The 16,655-nt window shown below is 51.2% G+C and carries 18 protein-coding genes and 2 pseudogenes; 11 read left to right on the forward strand and 9 right to left on the reverse strand.

Annotation, left to right across the window (positions count from 1 at the left end; translation table 11 throughout):
* The 6 genes and pseudogenes from RTU96_RS08970 to RTU96_RS08995 form a co-directional block, all read right to left on the reverse strand.
* Nucleotides 1-248 (reverse strand): annotated as a pseudogene (locus tag RTU96_RS08970) (hypothetical protein); the annotation flags it as partial.
* A gap of 112 nt (nucleotides 249-360) precedes the next feature.
* Entirely contained in the window at nucleotides 361-1,071 is a 711-nt protein-coding gene (locus tag RTU96_RS08975; protein ID WP_312636206.1) for a DUF4367 domain-containing protein, read from the reverse strand.
* Nucleotides 1,068-1,589 (reverse strand): sigma-70 family RNA polymerase sigma factor, encoded by a 522-nt coding sequence (locus RTU96_RS08980; protein WP_312636207.1) that lies wholly within the window; start codon nucleotides 1,587-1,589, stop codon nucleotides 1,068-1,070. The genes RTU96_RS08975 and RTU96_RS08980 overlap by 4 nt, the downstream gene beginning before the upstream one ends.
* 265 nt (nucleotides 1,590-1,854) lie before the next feature.
* The gene (locus tag RTU96_RS08985) at nucleotides 1,855-2,394 is read right to left on the reverse strand and encodes a DUF1697 domain-containing protein (protein WP_312636209.1); all 540 of its coding nucleotides are present in this window, start codon (nucleotides 2,392-2,394) and stop codon (nucleotides 1,855-1,857) included.
* 49 nt (nucleotides 2,395-2,443) lie between these two features.
* Nucleotides 2,444-2,853: pseudogene (locus tag RTU96_RS08990) on the reverse strand (peptide deformylase).
* Nucleotides 2,854-2,935: 82 nt separating this feature from the next.
* Entirely contained in the window at nucleotides 2,936-3,115 is a 180-nt protein-coding gene (locus tag RTU96_RS08995; protein WP_312636211.1) for a hypothetical protein, read from the reverse strand.
* A gap of 94 nt (nucleotides 3,116-3,209) precedes the next feature.
* Here RTU96_RS08995 and RTU96_RS09000 point away from each other — a divergent pair, with 94 nt between their 5' ends.
* Nucleotides 3,210-3,413: a helix-turn-helix transcriptional regulator gene (locus RTU96_RS09000; RefSeq protein ID WP_312636212.1), complete on the forward strand. Its 204-nt coding sequence runs from the start codon at nucleotides 3,210-3,212 to the stop codon at nucleotides 3,411-3,413.
* A 70-nt stretch (nucleotides 3,414-3,483) separates the two neighbouring features.
* Here the strand turns inward: RTU96_RS09000 and RTU96_RS09005 are convergent, their stop codons facing one another.
* Both RTU96_RS09005 and RTU96_RS09010 read right to left on the reverse strand, forming a co-directional pair.
* Complete coding sequence (locus tag RTU96_RS09005) at nucleotides 3,484-4,359, reverse strand: AraC family transcriptional regulator (protein WP_312636214.1); 876 nt, start codon at nucleotides 4,357-4,359, stop codon at nucleotides 3,484-3,486.
* Between the two features lie 91 nt (nucleotides 4,360-4,450).
* On the reverse strand, nucleotides 4,451-5,377 hold the full coding sequence (locus RTU96_RS09010) for a YafY family protein (RefSeq protein ID WP_312636353.1): 927 nt from the start codon (nucleotides 5,375-5,377) through the stop codon (nucleotides 4,451-4,453).
* Nucleotides 5,378-5,491: 114 nt separating this feature from the next.
* Here RTU96_RS09010 and RTU96_RS09015 point away from each other — a divergent pair, with 114 nt between their 5' ends.
* The 4 genes from RTU96_RS09015 to RTU96_RS09030 all read left to right on the forward strand — a co-directional run bounded on the left by RTU96_RS09015 (nucleotide 5,492) and on the right by RTU96_RS09030 (nucleotide 8,783).
* Nucleotides 5,492-6,136, forward strand: coding sequence for a DJ-1/PfpI family protein (locus RTU96_RS09015; protein ID WP_312636215.1), 645 nt, complete (start codon nucleotides 5,492-5,494; stop codon nucleotides 6,134-6,136).
* Between the two features lie 309 nt (nucleotides 6,137-6,445).
* Nucleotides 6,446-7,447: an SPL family radical SAM protein gene (locus RTU96_RS09020; protein ID WP_397356748.1), complete on the forward strand. Its 1,002-nt coding sequence runs from the start codon at nucleotides 6,446-6,448 to the stop codon at nucleotides 7,445-7,447.
* A 324-nt stretch (nucleotides 7,448-7,771) separates the two neighbouring features.
* The gene (locus RTU96_RS09025; protein WP_312636217.1) at nucleotides 7,772-7,960 is read left to right on the forward strand and encodes a hypothetical protein; all 189 of its coding nucleotides are present in this window, start codon (nucleotides 7,772-7,774) and stop codon (nucleotides 7,958-7,960) included.
* 166 nt (nucleotides 7,961-8,126) lie between these two features.
* Nucleotides 8,127-8,783, forward strand: coding sequence for a hypothetical protein (locus tag RTU96_RS09030; protein WP_312636218.1), 657 nt, complete (start codon nucleotides 8,127-8,129; stop codon nucleotides 8,781-8,783).
* 14 nt (nucleotides 8,784-8,797) lie between these two features.
* On the opposite strand, the gene RTU96_RS14775 is transcribed toward RTU96_RS09030, so the two are convergent.
* The gene (locus RTU96_RS14775; RefSeq protein WP_397356787.1) at nucleotides 8,798-9,055 is read right to left on the reverse strand and encodes a DUF4417 domain-containing protein; all 258 of its coding nucleotides are present in this window, start codon (nucleotides 9,053-9,055) and stop codon (nucleotides 8,798-8,800) included.
* Nucleotides 9,056-9,197: 142 nt separating this feature from the next.
* On the opposite strand from RTU96_RS14775, the gene RTU96_RS09035 reads away from it, so the two are divergent.
* From RTU96_RS09035 to RTU96_RS09060, 6 genes are all read left to right on the forward strand, one after another.
* Nucleotides 9,198-9,863, forward strand: coding sequence for a response regulator transcription factor (locus RTU96_RS09035; protein WP_312636219.1), 666 nt, complete (start codon nucleotides 9,198-9,200; stop codon nucleotides 9,861-9,863).
* On the forward strand, nucleotides 9,847-11,370 hold the full coding sequence (locus RTU96_RS09040; RefSeq protein ID WP_312636220.1) for an ATP-binding protein: 1,524 nt from the start codon (nucleotides 9,847-9,849) through the stop codon (nucleotides 11,368-11,370). Before RTU96_RS09035 ends, RTU96_RS09040 begins: the two co-directional genes overlap by 17 nt.
* 89 nt (nucleotides 11,371-11,459) lie before the next feature.
* Nucleotides 11,460-12,728 carry a S41 family peptidase gene (locus RTU96_RS09045; RefSeq protein ID WP_312636221.1) on the forward strand — a complete coding sequence of 423 codons (1,269 nt, stop codon included), beginning with the start codon at nucleotides 11,460-11,462 and terminating at the stop codon, nucleotides 12,726-12,728.
* On the forward strand, nucleotides 12,725-13,591 hold the full coding sequence (locus RTU96_RS09050) for an ATP-binding cassette domain-containing protein (protein ID WP_312636222.1): 867 nt from the start codon (nucleotides 12,725-12,727) through the stop codon (nucleotides 13,589-13,591). The genes RTU96_RS09045 and RTU96_RS09050 overlap by 4 nt, the downstream gene beginning before the upstream one ends.
* Nucleotides 13,588-15,777 (forward strand): M1 family aminopeptidase, encoded by a 2,190-nt coding sequence (locus RTU96_RS09055; protein WP_312636224.1) that lies wholly within the window; start codon nucleotides 13,588-13,590, stop codon nucleotides 15,775-15,777. The genes RTU96_RS09050 and RTU96_RS09055 overlap by 4 nt, the downstream gene beginning before the upstream one ends.
* Nucleotides 15,770-16,486 (forward strand): hypothetical protein, encoded by a 717-nt coding sequence (locus RTU96_RS09060; protein ID WP_312636225.1) that lies wholly within the window; start codon nucleotides 15,770-15,772, stop codon nucleotides 16,484-16,486. Before RTU96_RS09055 ends, RTU96_RS09060 begins: the two co-directional genes overlap by 8 nt.
* Nucleotides 16,487-16,655 lie beyond the last annotated feature (169 nt).

Here is a 16,655-nt window from a genome sequence, read left to right on the forward strand (position 1 = left end):
CAGCGTAGGTCGAACATCCTTGAGAAAAAAGTGTAAAGTAATATTGACAATATCATCCCCTGATAGAGGGTCAGCGTGGCGGAAACCTTGTCGCTAGTGCTTGCGCTTCTATAATTCACATAACAGTTTGCGGTTGTCCCACTGAAAGACAAACTGGGATTGCCAGCAGCCCGTAGCTGCGCGGCCTGAACAGAAATCGATAACACCAGCAACATCAGTGCCGCCAAAGAAAACATACGTCTCTTCATCAAATACACCTCCTCTCCGCGTTGGGTAAGGCTTTCATTTTGCCTTTATCCTGTTAACGCTTTGAGGAGGTGTATTTATTACATAATTTTCAAAAATTTTGTGAAAATTATTTTATTTTGTCGATTCTACCAAAGAAACACTCTCTGCTATGTGTAAAAGAGCGGATTCATCGGCAAGTGTTTGCACCGTAAACTGAAGATTCGCGCTGGGATCGATCCAAGTAAGCGTGTTATCGTTCTTTGGATCAAGCGATAAGAAAATTTGTCCTTCAAGACCGTTGACCGTGATATCCTGCGTTTTCACGTCTTCTGTTAAAATGTCAAGCGCGGACCCCTGCTGTATATATGTATAGTCAAAATACAAACGCCTGCCTTCTACATTTTCATAGGTCACATAGAGCGCCGACGGCATTTCAATCCGCTCGGTTTCCGCATAGCCCTCCGGCAGCGCGGTGATTTCATACTTGGGCAGTTCCCCGGAAATTTGCTCCCCGGAATAGCGATAGAGGATGTGCGTCTCGTACCACTCCGTTACCCAATGGATCACGGCGGCGCGCACGTCGAGGCTGACCGCCATCAGCGTTCCCAACGACAAAGAGCACACCAAGAGGATTGCCGCCGCCGTCTGCACGCACTTTTTCCAAAGAGGGCGAACACGGCGCTTTGCCCAACGCTGTGGATTTGTCAGCATGGCGTTCATCTGCCGCTGAAAGCGAGGGGATACGGCGACTGGCTTCGTATCAGATAGTTCCGCCGCAAATTCAACGGCAGCAGCGTCTAAAAAAAGCCCCCGCAATGCGGAACGCTCTGTATCGTTTGTCATCGTGCATACTCCTCTCGCAATTTTTTGATTAAGATTGCCCGTCCTCGATGAATCCGCGTGTTGACGGTTGTTTCCTTCAAATTGAGCGCCTTGGCGATTTCCTTTGTACTGCGCTCTTCTACAAAGCGCATCTCCAATACCGCGCGGAAGGTTTCCGGCATTGTTTGGATTATCTCAATAATCAACTTTCCATCACCGTCTCCAAAGGCGGCTGTTTCGTCGGAAAAAGCATCCTCGAGGGGCAGTTCTTCTTTGCGCTTTCGCAGAATTGTAATCGCTTCGTTCCTCACTATGATGACGAGGTAAGCACCCCTTTTCTTACAGGAAACCTCCAGAATTTTTGAAAAGTTTTGCACCGCCTTCAACCATGCATTTTGGACGGCGTCCTCCGCGTCCTGCTGGCTTTTTGGAAAATAGCGCTGGGCAACCCGCAGCATTGCGCTTCCGTACTGATTGTAAAGCTCTAAAAATAGTTGCCGTTCCGCATCGGATTCCAGCATGGATAAGAAAATCAGCATCCAACTTTCTCCTCTCTATGACGCTTATCTGTCGAAAATCAAGACTCCTTCAGCCAGTCCATAAACTCCTGCAAGCTGATTTTCCATTTCATAAACACCCGCACAAAGCAGTCAATCATATCATAGATATTTTTGGATACAGCACCTCGGTAAAGGCCCTGCGGTCAATAACTTCAACGCTCACGAGTTGACTGCTGGGAAAAGGGCGGCGATCCGCAAGCTGGTAACATTGATCTGGCGCTGGAGGCGGCTCTTTCAAGCGCAATTACATTCCAACTATTTTTTTGACGGTGTTTGCCGTTCTGATTGTCAGTTTCTTGCTGATACTTGTACTTGCCGTCTTTGACCACCAATTTGTTTTTTGATAATCTTTTCGACTGAAAGACCAAAATACCACTTCTTTGTAGTCCCTTATCTTTTCTAATTCTTCCTTGGGTTCTCCAATCTGGTTGAACACTTCAGCAAATGTAGCCGGAGGCATCATAAAAATTAGGTTATCATAGATTTCCTTATTTTCATCACCCCACCAATCAGGTGCATTGCGCAAGATGTCTTCAAGTTCCTCTTTTAATATCACAAAAACCGGAATATCCAGTCCAAATTGATTTTTTATCATTGTTTCAATCTGGTTTGTAAGACTCCTTACGTCATCTCCATCACTTGAAAAAATTACATTGCCGCTATTTAGATAGGTTTTAACTTCTTGAAAGCCGAGTTCTTCAAAGTCATCCTTTAATTCTGCCATTGGAATCTTGTTTTTACCACTTACATTGATGCCACGCAAAAACGCAATCTGCCTTTTCATATTCGTAAATTCCCCCTCATATCCCGATTTATCTCTCGCTCACTGACGATCAGATAATGATTCCCTCGCAGTGGTCGATCTCGTGCCGGATGATCTGCGCCGTCCAGCCGGTGAAGGTCTTAAAGCGCTCCTGAAAGGCGGGGTTCTGATACCGCACTTTAATGGACTTCCAACGCTTCGCTTTTCGGGCGCCGATAAGGGACAGGCGCCCCTCCTCCGCGTCATACGGACCGGACCTTTTCACAACCTCAGGGTTGAACATTACTATGTACGCCCCGTCGCCCGCGAAGGCGATGATGGCTTGTTCACGCCAACCATGTTCGCCGCCATGCCTACACAATCGTGTTTGTGGGCGATCAGCGTTTCCAACAGGTCTTCCGCCACCTGCATATCCGCCTCAGTTGCCGTTTCCGCCTTTTGTGCGAGGAAGACCTCGTCCCTGCAAATCTCTCGAACCATATTTAAAATCCTCCGGATATTCTTTTTCTCATGATATCACGATTTTCCCTTGAAAAACAGCCTGACGGCTCGGACTGTAAAATCAGTCTGAGCCGTCTTTTTTCGTTTCGCCGTTCTGCTGCGGCATTGCAACAATCTTTAACTCTGGTTCTGGCGCAGTAATGTAGATCTCCTCGCATACCTGCTGGGCGTCAATGAGCAAATTGACCGCTTCCTCCGTGGCACGGAACAGCTTTAGATACATCTCTTTATAATCCGGCATGCTCAGCCCTCCTCAAGGTATAGTTCATACGAAAACTGCATAAAACGCAATATGCAATAACCGCATAATCTACAATATCATTGAGGTGAGGACATTGTATCAAAAACTGCGGGATTTGCGGGAAGACAACGACTTGGGGCAGAAGGATATCGCCGAGTTGTTGAGTGTCAGCCAGGCAACGTATTCTCGCTATGAGAGCGGGATTTTGGATGTTCCCAGTATTTCACTTATTAAGCTCGCTGATTTTTATAAAGTGAGCGTGGATTATCTGCTGGGGCGGACAGACACCAAAAATTGAACAAACAACGAGGCGGTATCCTGTCAATTGCAGGATACCGCCTTTGTGTTGCGAGAGAACATCGTCTCCCTTACTTTTTCTCCTTGACCGCAATCCAGATCTCGCAGGTGTAGTTTGGATCCTGCACATCCGCCGAGGGATAAACCTCTAGTTCTACACCGTGGCCATAGTCGTAGTTACTCTGGGGGAAGAACTCCGTGCAAATCTTCTTATAGGTGTCCTTGAATGCGTCGGGCATCTTGCCGCGGCAGATGAACACCGCGTAGGTGTAAGCCGGAATGTCGATGACGTCCAGTCCCTCGCCGTTCAGGGGCGTGCCGTTGTACTCCGCGCCAATGCCGTAGGGAAAGCTGGAGTCCGCCAGTTCGTCGGAAAAGCAAATGCCTAGAACACCGTGCAGACTGTCAAACTTGCCGCACTTGCAAATCTGCTCCATTGTGCCGTCCGTGCTGCACTTCCCCCAAAACGCGGAGATGTCCTCTGTGGCGGTATCGCCCTGAGGCTTGCTTACTTGAATCTTTTTGCAGATGATTTTGAATGCGTCTTTCTTTTCGATTCTGTAATCCATGGTCGTTCCTCCCGATAAAATCAGTTTTACGGAGAGCCGGGAGAAGGATTTGACGCTACCACCGTGCCGCGCCTGGGTGGGCGTGACGCCGTGAAAGCGGGTAAATGCGCGGGAAAAGCTCTCGGGCGTGTCATATCCATACCGATACGCGATGTCGATGACCTTGTTGCCCGTGCGCATCAGGTCCTCGGCGGCAAGGGCCAGTCGGCGCATCCGGATGTAGTCGCCCAGCGTAAAGCCGCAGAGCATGGTGAACATCCGCTGGAAGTGAAAGGGCGAGGAGCACGCCGCTTTCGCCACCTCTTCATAGTCTACCTCGCCTGTAAGGTGCGCCTCGGTATAGTCCAGCGCCCGCTGGATTCCCGTGATCCAATCCATTCTTCGGCCTCCTTCCGTATGCTGTTATTCTATCGCAGTTCGCCGGCAGCCTCATGACTTTCCTTGCGGAGTTGTGTCAGGGAGGAATTGTTTAAGCGTATAGGGCGGCGATATCCCGTGCTTTGCGCTTCATCTCCTTGCGAATGTGCGGTTCCAAGCATTCGCATTGATCCCCAAAACTCAGAAGAATATCATAGCAATATTCATTTTCAATGAAGGGAAAGTCTACAATGAAATGCTCCTCTCCGTCGGGAGAGAAGTCTTCATAAGCACAGTAATCCAGCACCCTGTCCATGATAGACTTGTGGACGCGAATTTTGATTTTTGTCTGCATGGTTTTCAAAATGCCGTCAAACTCCAACTGCGGCTTTTCATAATCCCGCGGCGCGAAAACCTCCTCCTGAATTTGCAGGTTAGACATGCGGGACAGCTTGAATAAGCGGAAAGCATTTCTTTTATAGCAATACCCCTGTAAGTACCAGTGGTTGCTTTTCAACACAAGCTGATACGGCTCGGCTGTTCGCGCAGTCTTATTTCCATGGTGGGCTATATATTCAAAGGTCAGCAGCCTGCTTTTCTGCAAAGCGGTTTTGATTATTTCTAAATATGGTTGTAAGTTCCTGTTGCCCATCCATGGACTTAAATCTATACATATTTGATTTGCTTTTACTTCAATATCTTTTGCTCTGTCGGCGGGGATAAAACTTTTGACTTTCGCAAGGGCGTTTACCAGTTCATTCCCCCGTATCATGTTGGAAAGACTGGAAAGCCCCATCAATATAGCGGAAAGGTCGGCGGTGGAAAAAACATTTTTATCAAGCTTGTATTTCTGCATGATTTCAAAACCGCCGCCCACTCCCGCCGCTCCGCGAACAGGAATCCCCGCCATGTTGATGGCGTCGATGTCACGGTAGATTGTGCGGGGCGAAACTTCAAACATATCTGCCAGCTCTTGTGCGCCGATCCGCTCTTTTTCAAGGAGTATCATAATAATGCTAACAAGTCTATCTACTTTCATCTGACGGCATCCCTCCAAAACTCCCTTTTTCATTGCAGATTGTTGCCATGCCGTTGTCAACAATCCCATGGTACAATAAGTCTGTAAGAAACGCAATGAAAACGGAGGAAATTTATGTTTACAGTTTATGTTTACGTTCTGGACACCTTGGCCGACTGGGAACTGGGATACGTCACTTCAGAACTAAATTCTGGTCGATTTTTCAAAAAGGGCGCACCGCGGGTATCGCTGAAAACGGTGGGTGCTTCCAAAGCGCCGATCCATACGATGGGCGGGCTGACGGTGGTGCCTGATTGCCTGATTGATGAGATTGCTGTGAGCGATACCAGCGTGCTGTTGTTGCCGGGGGCCAATACATGGAATGACCCGAAGCATGGCGCGATTATCAAAAAAGCAAGCGAACTTCTTGCGGTGGGTACTACGGTCTGCGCGATCTGTGGGGCAACCGCTGCGCTTGCAGGTGCGGGGCTGCTGGACAACCGCCCCCATACCAGCAACGGGCCGGGATTCCTGGAAATGTTTGCTCCCGGCTACAAAGGGACAAGTTTCTATGTGGATGAGCAGTCCGTGACGGATGGTAATCTGATTACCGCAGGTTCCACCGGAGGACTTGCATGGGCAAAGCAGATTATTAAACGTTTGGGTGTTTTCGAAGCGGACACGCTGGAAGCCTGGTATGCCTATTTCAGCACCGGCAAGCCCGAGTATTTTTATGCCCTCATGCAAACTCTGCCATCCTCAAATTCTGCACAGCAATAAACAAAGAAAACGTCGGTCTCAAAAGCTCTCGAAATCAGTGGCAGGCGTAGATGCAAAATCCCAACTTTTTCAAAAAAAGGCCACTGAAATCAATGATTTCAGTGGCCTTTTGGCCAGAGTGTAATATAAGGCATAAAGGCAAGTATTATCAATTGTTTGAAGATAGTCGCAAGCAGTATTTACGCATTTGTTTTCAAATGCCATTTTTGTTTCTCCCGAAAGCAAAGAACAGTGCGCACGTCTGTTTTATCGGTTCTTGATAGCATCCGATATTTGTGGCACACTATACAATAATATGGAGGAGCTAAAATGGATATACGCTTCGATACAGTGTATTACGAGCCAAATGCACTTGATTATGAGCTGGGGCAAATGCTCCGGTCCAAATATGCAAACTTACCTTGGATGGAAATTGAAAATCATAACCGTATACCAGAACTGACAGCGGCGGATAACCGGGATTTTCCGAAGCTAAAGCGGCATCTTATCGTTGGAGTGAGAAAGACACACCGATATGTGCCGAACCACAAGGTATCCGACTGGCTGGTACCATATACCTCTTCTGGATGCCCCGCCATGTGCCTATATTGCTATCTGGTTTGCAACTATAATAAATGTGCGTACCTCCGCCTGTTTGTAAACCGCGAGCAAATGTTAGATAGACTGCTTAAAAAAGATGCCCAGGCCGTTGTGCCTCAGACTTTTGAAATTGGAAGCAACAGCGACCTATTAGTGGAAAATGCCATCACGGATAATTTACACATTACAATTGAGCGTTTTGCGCGTGAAGGCCGCGGAAGTCTGACTTTCCCATCAAAATTTGACATGGTAGAGCCGTTGCTTGCGCTTGATCACAGAGGCAAGACTATATTTCGTATGAGCATGAATCCCGAAGAGATCATTCAGCGCATAGAGCTGGGTACATCAACGCTGCGCGCGAGAATCCGCGCGCTTAACGATGTAGCAGAAGCCGGATATCGGGTGGGACTGCTAATTGCGCCAGTGATTCTGCTTTCAGATTGGAAGAAGCTCTATGGGGAATTGATTGAGCAGCTTGCAGACGAGTTAAGCGAAAAGGTCAGACAAAATGGGTTTATAGAAATCATACTGATGACGTACAGCTTCGTGCAAAATGCCATTAACACAGATGCCTTCCCCAATGCCATACGGCTTTTTAACCAGGAGACTATGACCGGACGCGGTCGTGGAAAATACTGCTATCGGAACGATGTACGTGCAGAAGTTGAGTCCTTTTTGAGAAAGGAGATTTCCCAGCAACTGCCCGCTATGCCAATATTATATATTTCATAACTCTGTGGATTTAATCCGTACCATCCCAGCAGATTTAAGTGTTTTCACAGATATTATAACAAATCCGGATTGTTCCTCTCGCTCAATTTGCTTTTGCGTGTCCTTATAGGACTTGCTTCCTGCCCCCCATAATACAGGCAAACCAAAAATCCGTCGATTCAAAGTCGACGGATTTTTATTAACCGGGGTGAACTTATATGATTCGGAGAAGTCCAGCAATATCAATGGTTTACAGACAGTCAGCAGAGACCAATTACTATGAAGCATTGCGGGAAACCGGTAGACGGGCAGGCGACTTGACCGAAGAAATCTACGACGATTTGCATGGGCATAAAAACCAGCCTCGTTTCATTGACTCCGGCCGGCGAAACGCCCTTGCAAAGCAAGTTCGAGGACTGTATGATGTATGTAAAACGGCTGGCGGCTCCTGTAGCCACAGCGGCGAGTGCGTTGCGTCCCGACGAAGTCTACGATATTTTAAAGGATTTTCAACATTCCGCCAAGGTTGTATAAACAGCCGGACGCATATTTCTAGTAGCGGGTGCAGCCTTGGACGCACTTGAGCTTGCCAATACGATTGATGATGATTTGCATGATGAGGATTAATCCTTGGCGTGGCTGGTTCTTACGCCGGATCTTCCCTAGGCAAGTGGATGATCGATATTACGGAGATTGGAGAATGAATATGTTCTTATGGCATAGTAAAAAAGAAGGGACTTCTCCCAAGCCGGATGAATTCCGCCTGTCACAGGGCGATTTTCGGGACGATGAAGCTATGCCCGGATTCGTCAGCTATTATGGAATTCCCTCTTTTTTCTACAGGGAAAACATACCCGAGCAGATAGAAAACGAAGAGAAATTTCATCGGGTTGCTCGCAGTACAATTAAGCGGTTGCTCAGGGGAAGTCCTTCTGTGATTTTGATTAAAGATATGTCACGCGGAGGCGCAAATTTGTGGACTGATAAAATTCCTGAGATCAGGGAAATGGCAATTTCGGAGGGCGGTAAGCTGCTGATGGTTCATGACGCCCGCTGCAAACAATATCTGTTTGTTTTTGACGCACTGCCGGATTTGTTTTTTGAGATGATTTATCAACTGATCAATCGAGATTGCCGCTATCAAAATATTTATATCACATATTCAGCTCTAGCAAACGGCAATCAAAAAGACGCTGATATTGCATCAATCAAAGAAGCTGCGCTTTTAAACTTGCATATCGATGACGACCATCCGATTTTTATCATACAGGCTGTTCTGGAGTATCCGGTAGAAAAAATTTTCAACGCTTTTACTACAACTTGTCAGTCAGTAGAATGGTCATTCTTTCCGCAATGAATTTTAATAATTCACTATGCATGATACATACAGTCCAACAAAAAATCCGCCGATCTTTGCATCTCGCTGTTGCCCGCCATAAACCATTCTTTCTGGTCTTTGCGATCCCAGCAGACCCCACACCAGCGATTGCGGAATACGTTGTATCGCTGCACGACAGGCGCTATTTTCAGATACATGATGAAATTCGGAGAGAGCACGGCTTGATAGCGGGATAGCTTTCTCAAGACCGCTGTCGGGATTCTTCCAAACCTATTCAAAACGGTAGTCACAGTGGAAGAAGTGCCCCATGCGGTCAAGATGATTTTGATCCTCCATAGAGCATCTATCGGCTGTTTCGGTTTCCACGGCGTTTTTATACAAATCCATACAAAATTCAAAAAGTCGTGTTATACTGCCAGTAGGAGTGATACGATGAAGCGAATTTTAATTATAGAAGATGAGCCGGACATTCAGGAGCTGCTCTGCGCCTATCTGCGGGACGCTGGTTATGAAACAGGCACCGCTGGGGACGGCGTGGCAGCGCTGGAGCTTTTTCACAAAGAAAAATGGGACCTGCTGTTGCTGGACTTGATGCTGCCAAAGATCGACGGATACGGCGTGTGTGAACTGGTGCGGCAGGAATCGACGGTACCCATTATCATGTTGACCGCGCTGGACGCGGAGGAAAACCAGCTTCGGGGCTTTGATCTGCAAATTGACGACTACGTGACCAAGCCCTTTTCCACTCAGATTCTGCTGCGGAAAATTGCCGCGGTGCTTCGGCGGACAGATGGAGAGACGGAAACCCATCAGCTCGTCTACAAGGACATCATCCTTGATTTGGATGACTACCGCACCAGCGTTGACGGCCGCCCATTGGACCTGACCACCCGCGAATTTGAGCTGCTGCGGGAACTGCTGCAAAATCAGGGGCGGGTCCTGACGCGCGCCATGCTGCTGGGTCGGTTATGGAATTATGATTTTCTGGGCGACGAGCGCATTGTGGACAGTCACATCAAAAACCTGCGAAAAAAACTGGAGCGGGATTATATCGAAACTGTGCGAGGGGTGGGATACCGAATTGAAAAAGTGCTTTGAAGGGGTGCGTTCCAGCCTGACTCTGCGAATTTTTCTCATCACCGCGCTGATTTTGTTCGCAGCCTGCGCTATCACCTATCTATTTATCGCCTGGGCCACGCCCATCACCTATCAGTCCATTGCAACAGACGCACTGCAGGAACAGACGTATCAACTGGCCAACAGGCTGCAGAGCACCACTCTGGAGGAAAGCGGCCCGCTGCTGGACAGCTTTCGCATGGACACAGGGGCCGATGTGAGAATTACTGACGCAAGCGGCAAGATCGTAGATGTGCCGACATACTTTGTGACCGAGGACACGGCCACGGCAAGGAGTGACGTCATCACCACGACGGTATCGGATGAATTCATAGCATCCGATACGCAAACGGCCACGGCATGGAGTGAGGATTCCCCTTTGGGCGGGCTCGTTGGCATCGTCACGGCAGTGGCCATTTCCAATTCCGACTGGAATGTTCCGTTTGCGTTTGCCGACAGCAGCGAGACGTATGAGCTGATGGTGACGGTGAGCATCGCGGCGGTTAACCAGACCGTGGAGGCCATGGGGCGGGTGCTGCCGTGGCTTGCGGTGGTCATCCTCGCCATTTCCCTGCTGGGTGCCCTTTTTTACTCCCGTTATATTACAAGACCCATCGTCCGGATCAGCGGGATTTCTCAGAAGATGGCGGATCTGGATTTTTCATGGCAGTGCGGAGAAAACCGAGGAGACGAGATCGGCATTTTAGGACAAAACCTGAATGAACTGTCCCGCAGTCTGTCCACGGCATTGACGGACCTGAAAACCGCCAACGCAGCGCTACAAGAGGACATTGACTACGAACGAGAGCTGGAGCGCCAGCGCACTGCCTTCTTCGCCGCCGCCTCCCATGAGCTGAAAACGCCCATCACGGTACTGCGTGGGCAGCTTTCCGGGATGCTGGCTGGGGTGGACGTCTATCAGGATCGAGACAAATATCTGGCTCGCTCCCTCGCCGTCACCGGACGGATGGAAACGCTGGTGCAGGAGATGCTGACCATCTCCCGGATGGAACGCTCAGGCGGCGCGGTCAAGCGGGAAGTGATACTGCTCTCCGGCCTTCTCAAGGCACAGATCGAGCTTGCGGAGGATTTGTCCATTCAGCGCCAGCAGACCATCCGCGCAGAAATCGCGCCATGCCTGACAGTCATGGGGGACGAAACGCTGATAGGACGCGCCATCCTAAATCTACTTACCAACGCCATGAACTATTCACCGTCCGGCTCCTGCATCTCTGTTTGCCTGGAATTGAACGAAGCGGGGATACAGCTCGGCGTGGAGAACAATAACGCGCATATCCCGGAGGAAGCGATGCCGCATCTGTTTGAAGCCTTTTACCGTGTAGAAGCATCCCGCAGCCGGGAGACCGGCGGCAGTGGCCTTGGCCTATATCTTGTGAGCATGATTCTGGACCGACATGGCGCGGCGTACGAGATTTGCAACACCGATGACGGCGTCAGGGCAACTGTGCTCTTTCCGCCGCAGCCGTAAATCACTTCACACAAACTCCATCTAAAATTCAACTCCTCTCCAAACGAGCTGTGTAGTATGAAACACAGTTCGTTTGAGAGGAGTTTTTTATGCAAAAATGGACCATCTGGGTGGCTGCGGCAATTCTGGCGGCCAGTCTCTGCGCCTGCGGCGCAAACCCGCCGGAACCGGCGGAAACGCCCTCGGACAGCGATGTCCCTGAACCGGCCGTTCACGCGCTGGGCCTGACAGCACAGCAGCGTATGGAGGACTATGAAGCTCTCTGGGCCACACTCCGGGACAGCTATCCCTGCTGGGGAATTTTGGAGCGTGAGGGTGTGGACGTGGACGCCATCTATCAGGAATATAAGGAGTTAGTGTCGGACAGTGATAGTGACGTGGATTTCTACTCCGCTATTTACAGCGCGCTGTGGCGGCTGGGTACCAACGGTCATCTGTGGATCGCGGAGCCGGACGCTTATGCATCCTATGTAGAGAATCTGGCGGCGTATCAGGATGCTGACCGGGGCCGCTGGGCAGAGGTGCTGAAAAGTGAAAAAACTGCAAGCGGGTATCAAAAGCTGGACAACCTGCTCAGCTTGCTTGGTGGGGACGAGGATGAGGACGAACCAATGGAAGCTCCCATCGCCAACGTAACGTCCATGATCCTGCCGGGCAATATTGGTTATCTGAAAATCAGCAGCTTCTCCGGGAATATGGAAACAGACGGTGCAGCCATTGCAGATTCCTATGCTCAGTGCGCCAATTGCGACGACCTAATTCTCGACCTGACGACAAACAGCGGCGGCAGTGAGGACTATTGGGAACAATTGATTGTCGCGCCCAATATCGATAAAACCCTGAGCGCCAGTCATGTGGCGCTGGTGCGGATGAGCGAAAATAATACGCCTTATCTGGAAAACGTCTTTTCCGCAAGTGAGCTAAATACCATCGCCCAGCTGCCGGACCTGCCAAAGCTGGATGCTGCGGACCGGGCGCTGGCAACCCACTATGTCACCATCGATCACACGATTGTCCCCGCTGCCCGGCGCAGTCCGTTCCATGGCCGTTTTTGGGTGTTGGTGGGTAACGCTGTCTATTCCGCCTCAGAGTCGTTTTCCATCTTCTGCAAAGACACTGGGTTTGCCACCTTGGTGGGTACGCAGACCAGCGGCGACGGCATCGGTATCGACCCGATTTTCCTTCAGCTCCCAAACAGCGGCATCCTCGTCCAATTCACCGCCCTGTTCGGTCTGAACGCAGACGGCAGCAGCAATGAAGAGACTGGCACCACGCCGGATATCGTATCCTCCGACGGAGAAAACCCACTTGTCACGGCGCTCCGCGCCATCAACGCACAGAAAGGAGTCGAATCATGAACATCACGATTGACCACCTGAGTATGACCTACCCCACGGGCAAGCAAGCCCTGCGGGACATAAATCTGCAAATAGAGACGCCCAGTCTCATTGGTTTGCTGGGCCCCAACGGCGCGGGAAAATCCACATTGATGAAGCTGCTGGTGGCGGCGCTTTTGCCTACCACCGGAAGTATTTCCGTGGATGGCACGCCGCTGACAGCCTGTGAAAAGCATCTGAAATCCAGCCTTGGCTATCTGCCGCAGCACTTTGGCCTCTATGACGAGCTGAGCGTCTGGCAGTTTCTCGACTACATGGCGGCCCTGAAGGGCATTCAAAACAGCAAATCCGCCATCGACCGAGCCATTACAGCAACGGATTTAGCGGAAAAGTGCAAGGCCAAAATCCGCACTCTCTCCGGCGGCCAACGCCAGAGGGTGGGCATTGCCCAAGCCCTTTTGGGAACCCCTGAATTTTTAATTTTTGACGAACCGACGGTGGGCCTGGACCCGGAGGAGCGCATTCGCTTCCGCAATTTCTTTTCGGAAACGGCGCAGGATAAGCTGGTACTCCTCTCCACTCATATCATCGAAGACGTACAGTCAGTCTGCAATCAGCTCATTGTTATCGATCAGGGGCGGATTCTCTTTACCGGCACACCGGAAGCCCTCATCCGGCAAGCGGAGGGCCATGTTGGCATGTTTCTGGAACAGCGGGGCGACAGTGAAAATCCCAGCCTGCATATTACATCTCGGGTCAACACAGCCCAAGGGGTGCTTTGCCGCGGTGTGTCGGAGACATTGCCCGGTGGGGCGCAGGCGGTGGAGCCGACGCTGGAAGACGCATACCTGTTCCTCATCACTAGGGAGGGCGGGGCGCAATGAAATTTTCCGCTCTGACTCGCGTGGAGCTGGGACGGGTGGCGCGCAGCCGCCTGACCTGGCTGGCGTGTGCGCTGACCGCTCTGGCCCCTTTGGCGGGATATCAGTTTTTTCATCCAACCATTGGGGATTCCATGGCGGCGCTATACCTTGCCAATCCTCTGCTCACCTGCGGTATCGCCGGGACGCTGTGCTTTGCGATTTTGATGCTGACCACCTTGCAGCAGGCTTGCAAGAATGGCCTGAATGCATTGACGGACGCCATCGTTAGTCCCATGACCATATGTGCCGCACGCCTGATTGCGGTGCTGACGGCGGCGCTGGGTGCATCAGTGACCATCGGCCTTTTATATCTGCCCTATACCGCATGGAAGCTGGACATCGTGTTTTCTCTGTCCGACTATGTGCTGGCGGTGCTGCTGTTTATGCTTTCCGGACCTGTGATGGGCGTCCTTGCCGCCGCCGCGCTCTGGCATCTGACCCGTCGGCTGGATGTGAGCCTTGTCGCCATTTTGGCCGCATGGGTGTTCACGCGCAGCTCCATTTGCAGCGGTTTCTTTCTGCTGCACTGGAACGTACCGCTGGTACCTACGCTATCTGATGCCTTTGGCAGCGCCATCGTTTGGCGCACGGCCATCTACAGCCGGATGGTCTGGCTGTGCCTGCTGGGCGGCGCATGGTTTTTGTCCCTGCTTTGCGTGAGGCAATACGGAAAAGGTCTGCTTGGCTCGTTTCTCCGACATGCTCGCAAGTGGGCACTGCCACTGCTGGCCGTGATGCTGCTCTGCGGCGGTGGTCTGCTGTGGCGGAATCAACCCTTTGTTGATCACACCCCCGCCAACTGGCAGAAGTTGATGGACACGGAGCCGGACCGCAGCAACGCGTTCCTGACGCTGCAAAGCACGCAGTTGAATGTGAAAATTGAAAGCTATCTGCTGGGAACGATGTCAGGGGTGGCGGAGTATCGCATTCAAAACGCATCCGGCGCAGCGCAGGAGCTGTACTTAAGCCTGAAATCCGGTCATGCCATCCGCTCTATTACGGCCAACGGTGAGCCGATTGCATGGGAGGATTTAAAAAATGACAGCATCGCCGCCCACGAGGTGCGCTGCACACTTCCCGCAGACGCAGAAATCGACCTGCGGGTGGAGTACGGCGGCATGGCGCAGATGTGGAATCAGCAGGAATACGCCCTTAGTGCGGATGTCATCAGCGGCGAAAGCGTCACGATGACCAGCCGGTCGCTTGCGCCTGTGGTATCAGGTTGCGTGATGATCTCCGACGATGCGAAGGTTTCTCTGTCGATTGATTTGAAAAGCAGCCTTACGCCGGTGGGAAGCGGGACGTTGACCCGGATTTCCGAGAATGATAACGGGACGGTGACGTGGCGCATGGAGGACACGGGCACCGATCGGCTGTTCCTCTACGCAGGGGACTATGTTTGCAAGGATCTGGGCGCAGGCGACGGAACGGCCATTCCGTTTTATTACAGCAAAAAGTATCAGTCCCGGCTGGAAAATGGCGCGCTGGAGCTGATGGAGCAGGCGGTGCAGTATTGTACAGCTCATTATGGGTCCAAATTTACCGGCGACGAGGGCTTCCATGTCATCCAGACCACGGCCTTCAACTTCGGCGGCTTTGCCAACGGTAATATCAGCGGCATGGGCGAAAGCTATTTCAGCGACGAAAATCTCAACGACCCGGACAAGGGTCCGGGAAGCGCGGAGATATTGGCACATGAGATTATCCACCAGTGGTGGGGGCTGAGTGCAGCGCTGATGGACATGGAGGACAGCGCCTGGAACGACGAAGGCATCACCGTCTACACAACTTACCGCCTGATGTGCCAGATTAAGGGGCAGGAATACGCGCGGAAAAATTATGTTGAGAAGTGGGAAAACACGATGGACAATCTCAATGCATCCTTCTACCAGCGGTATCCGGAGTATGTGAAGCTTCTGCCGGAGCGGTTGCAGTCCAGCATCCGGGCCAACGCTGACGGCGCGAACTGGTATGACGGCAACGCGCTGATGATTTACCGCGCGGCGCAGTTGATCGGAGAGGAGAAGCTGGACGGGGTCTGGGCCCAGCTCTTCACCGAAGGCGGAACGGAGCTGCCGCCGTATATCAGCCTGAATGACTTTCTGACCGCTTGCGGTCTGGAGAAGGGGGATGTTGGACGTGAGTAAGATATTTCTCTATGAACTGCGCCGGATGCTGGGCAGTAAATTTTATCTCGGTTTTGGGGCGGTTATTCTGTGGTACGGCTGGCAGCTTTTGAACAACGTCACTATTTTGGGCATAGCGAATACCGCGCCTTTCTCCCCATGGAGCTTCGGTGCATATCTGACCGGACTGCTGCCACTGCTTGGCGTGGTGCTTCTGTTTTTCCTTTGGAATCTGTGCAATGCGCAGGCGCGTGGGGTGCAGAGCCTGACAGACGCCGCATCCGTGAGGCGGGAACGCTATCATCTGACAAAATATTTGGCGGCGCTGACTGCGTGGCTCTCGTTGGTCGTGGTGCTGACCATGCTTGGTATCAGCTTCCTGTGGACACTCTTTGGCGATTCTGTCCCTGTGGCGTCACTGCTTCTGGTGGCCGTTATTACATTGGTGCCGCCGGCTGCTCTGCTGCTGGGGGTCGGCGCGATGGCAGGCAGCTTGCACTCGTGGACGCTGTTTGTGCTCATGGCCCTGGCCTTTGGAGTCGGATTCCTGCCGGGCGATTTCTACGGAGCATCGCTGTTTACGGAATATCCTCTTACCCTCGGCGTGCTTGACCCCGCATTCTCCATGCCGCCATCCGTGGCAATTGGGAAATTGGCTGTGCTGCTTGTTGGTGTCGGATTACTGCTTCAAACTATGGTATCCAAAAGAGTCCGCCTTCGCGGAAATTGAGCAAACATTCAGGTGAGGCAGTTTACGTATTAATTTCCCATGATTGGCTGCCGCTTTATTTCCCTGAATGACGGTGTGGACATCATTCGCAATGACAACGACATTATGCCGTTCCGGAATCTGTTCAACGAGTTCCAAAGCAGGGACCCCAGCAAGAAAATCACGGCAG

It is taken from the genome of Oscillibacter sp., from assembly GCF_032018205.1.
In the GTDB taxonomy this organism is placed as follows: domain Bacteria; phylum Bacillota; class Clostridia; order Oscillospirales; family Oscillospiraceae; genus Oscillibacter.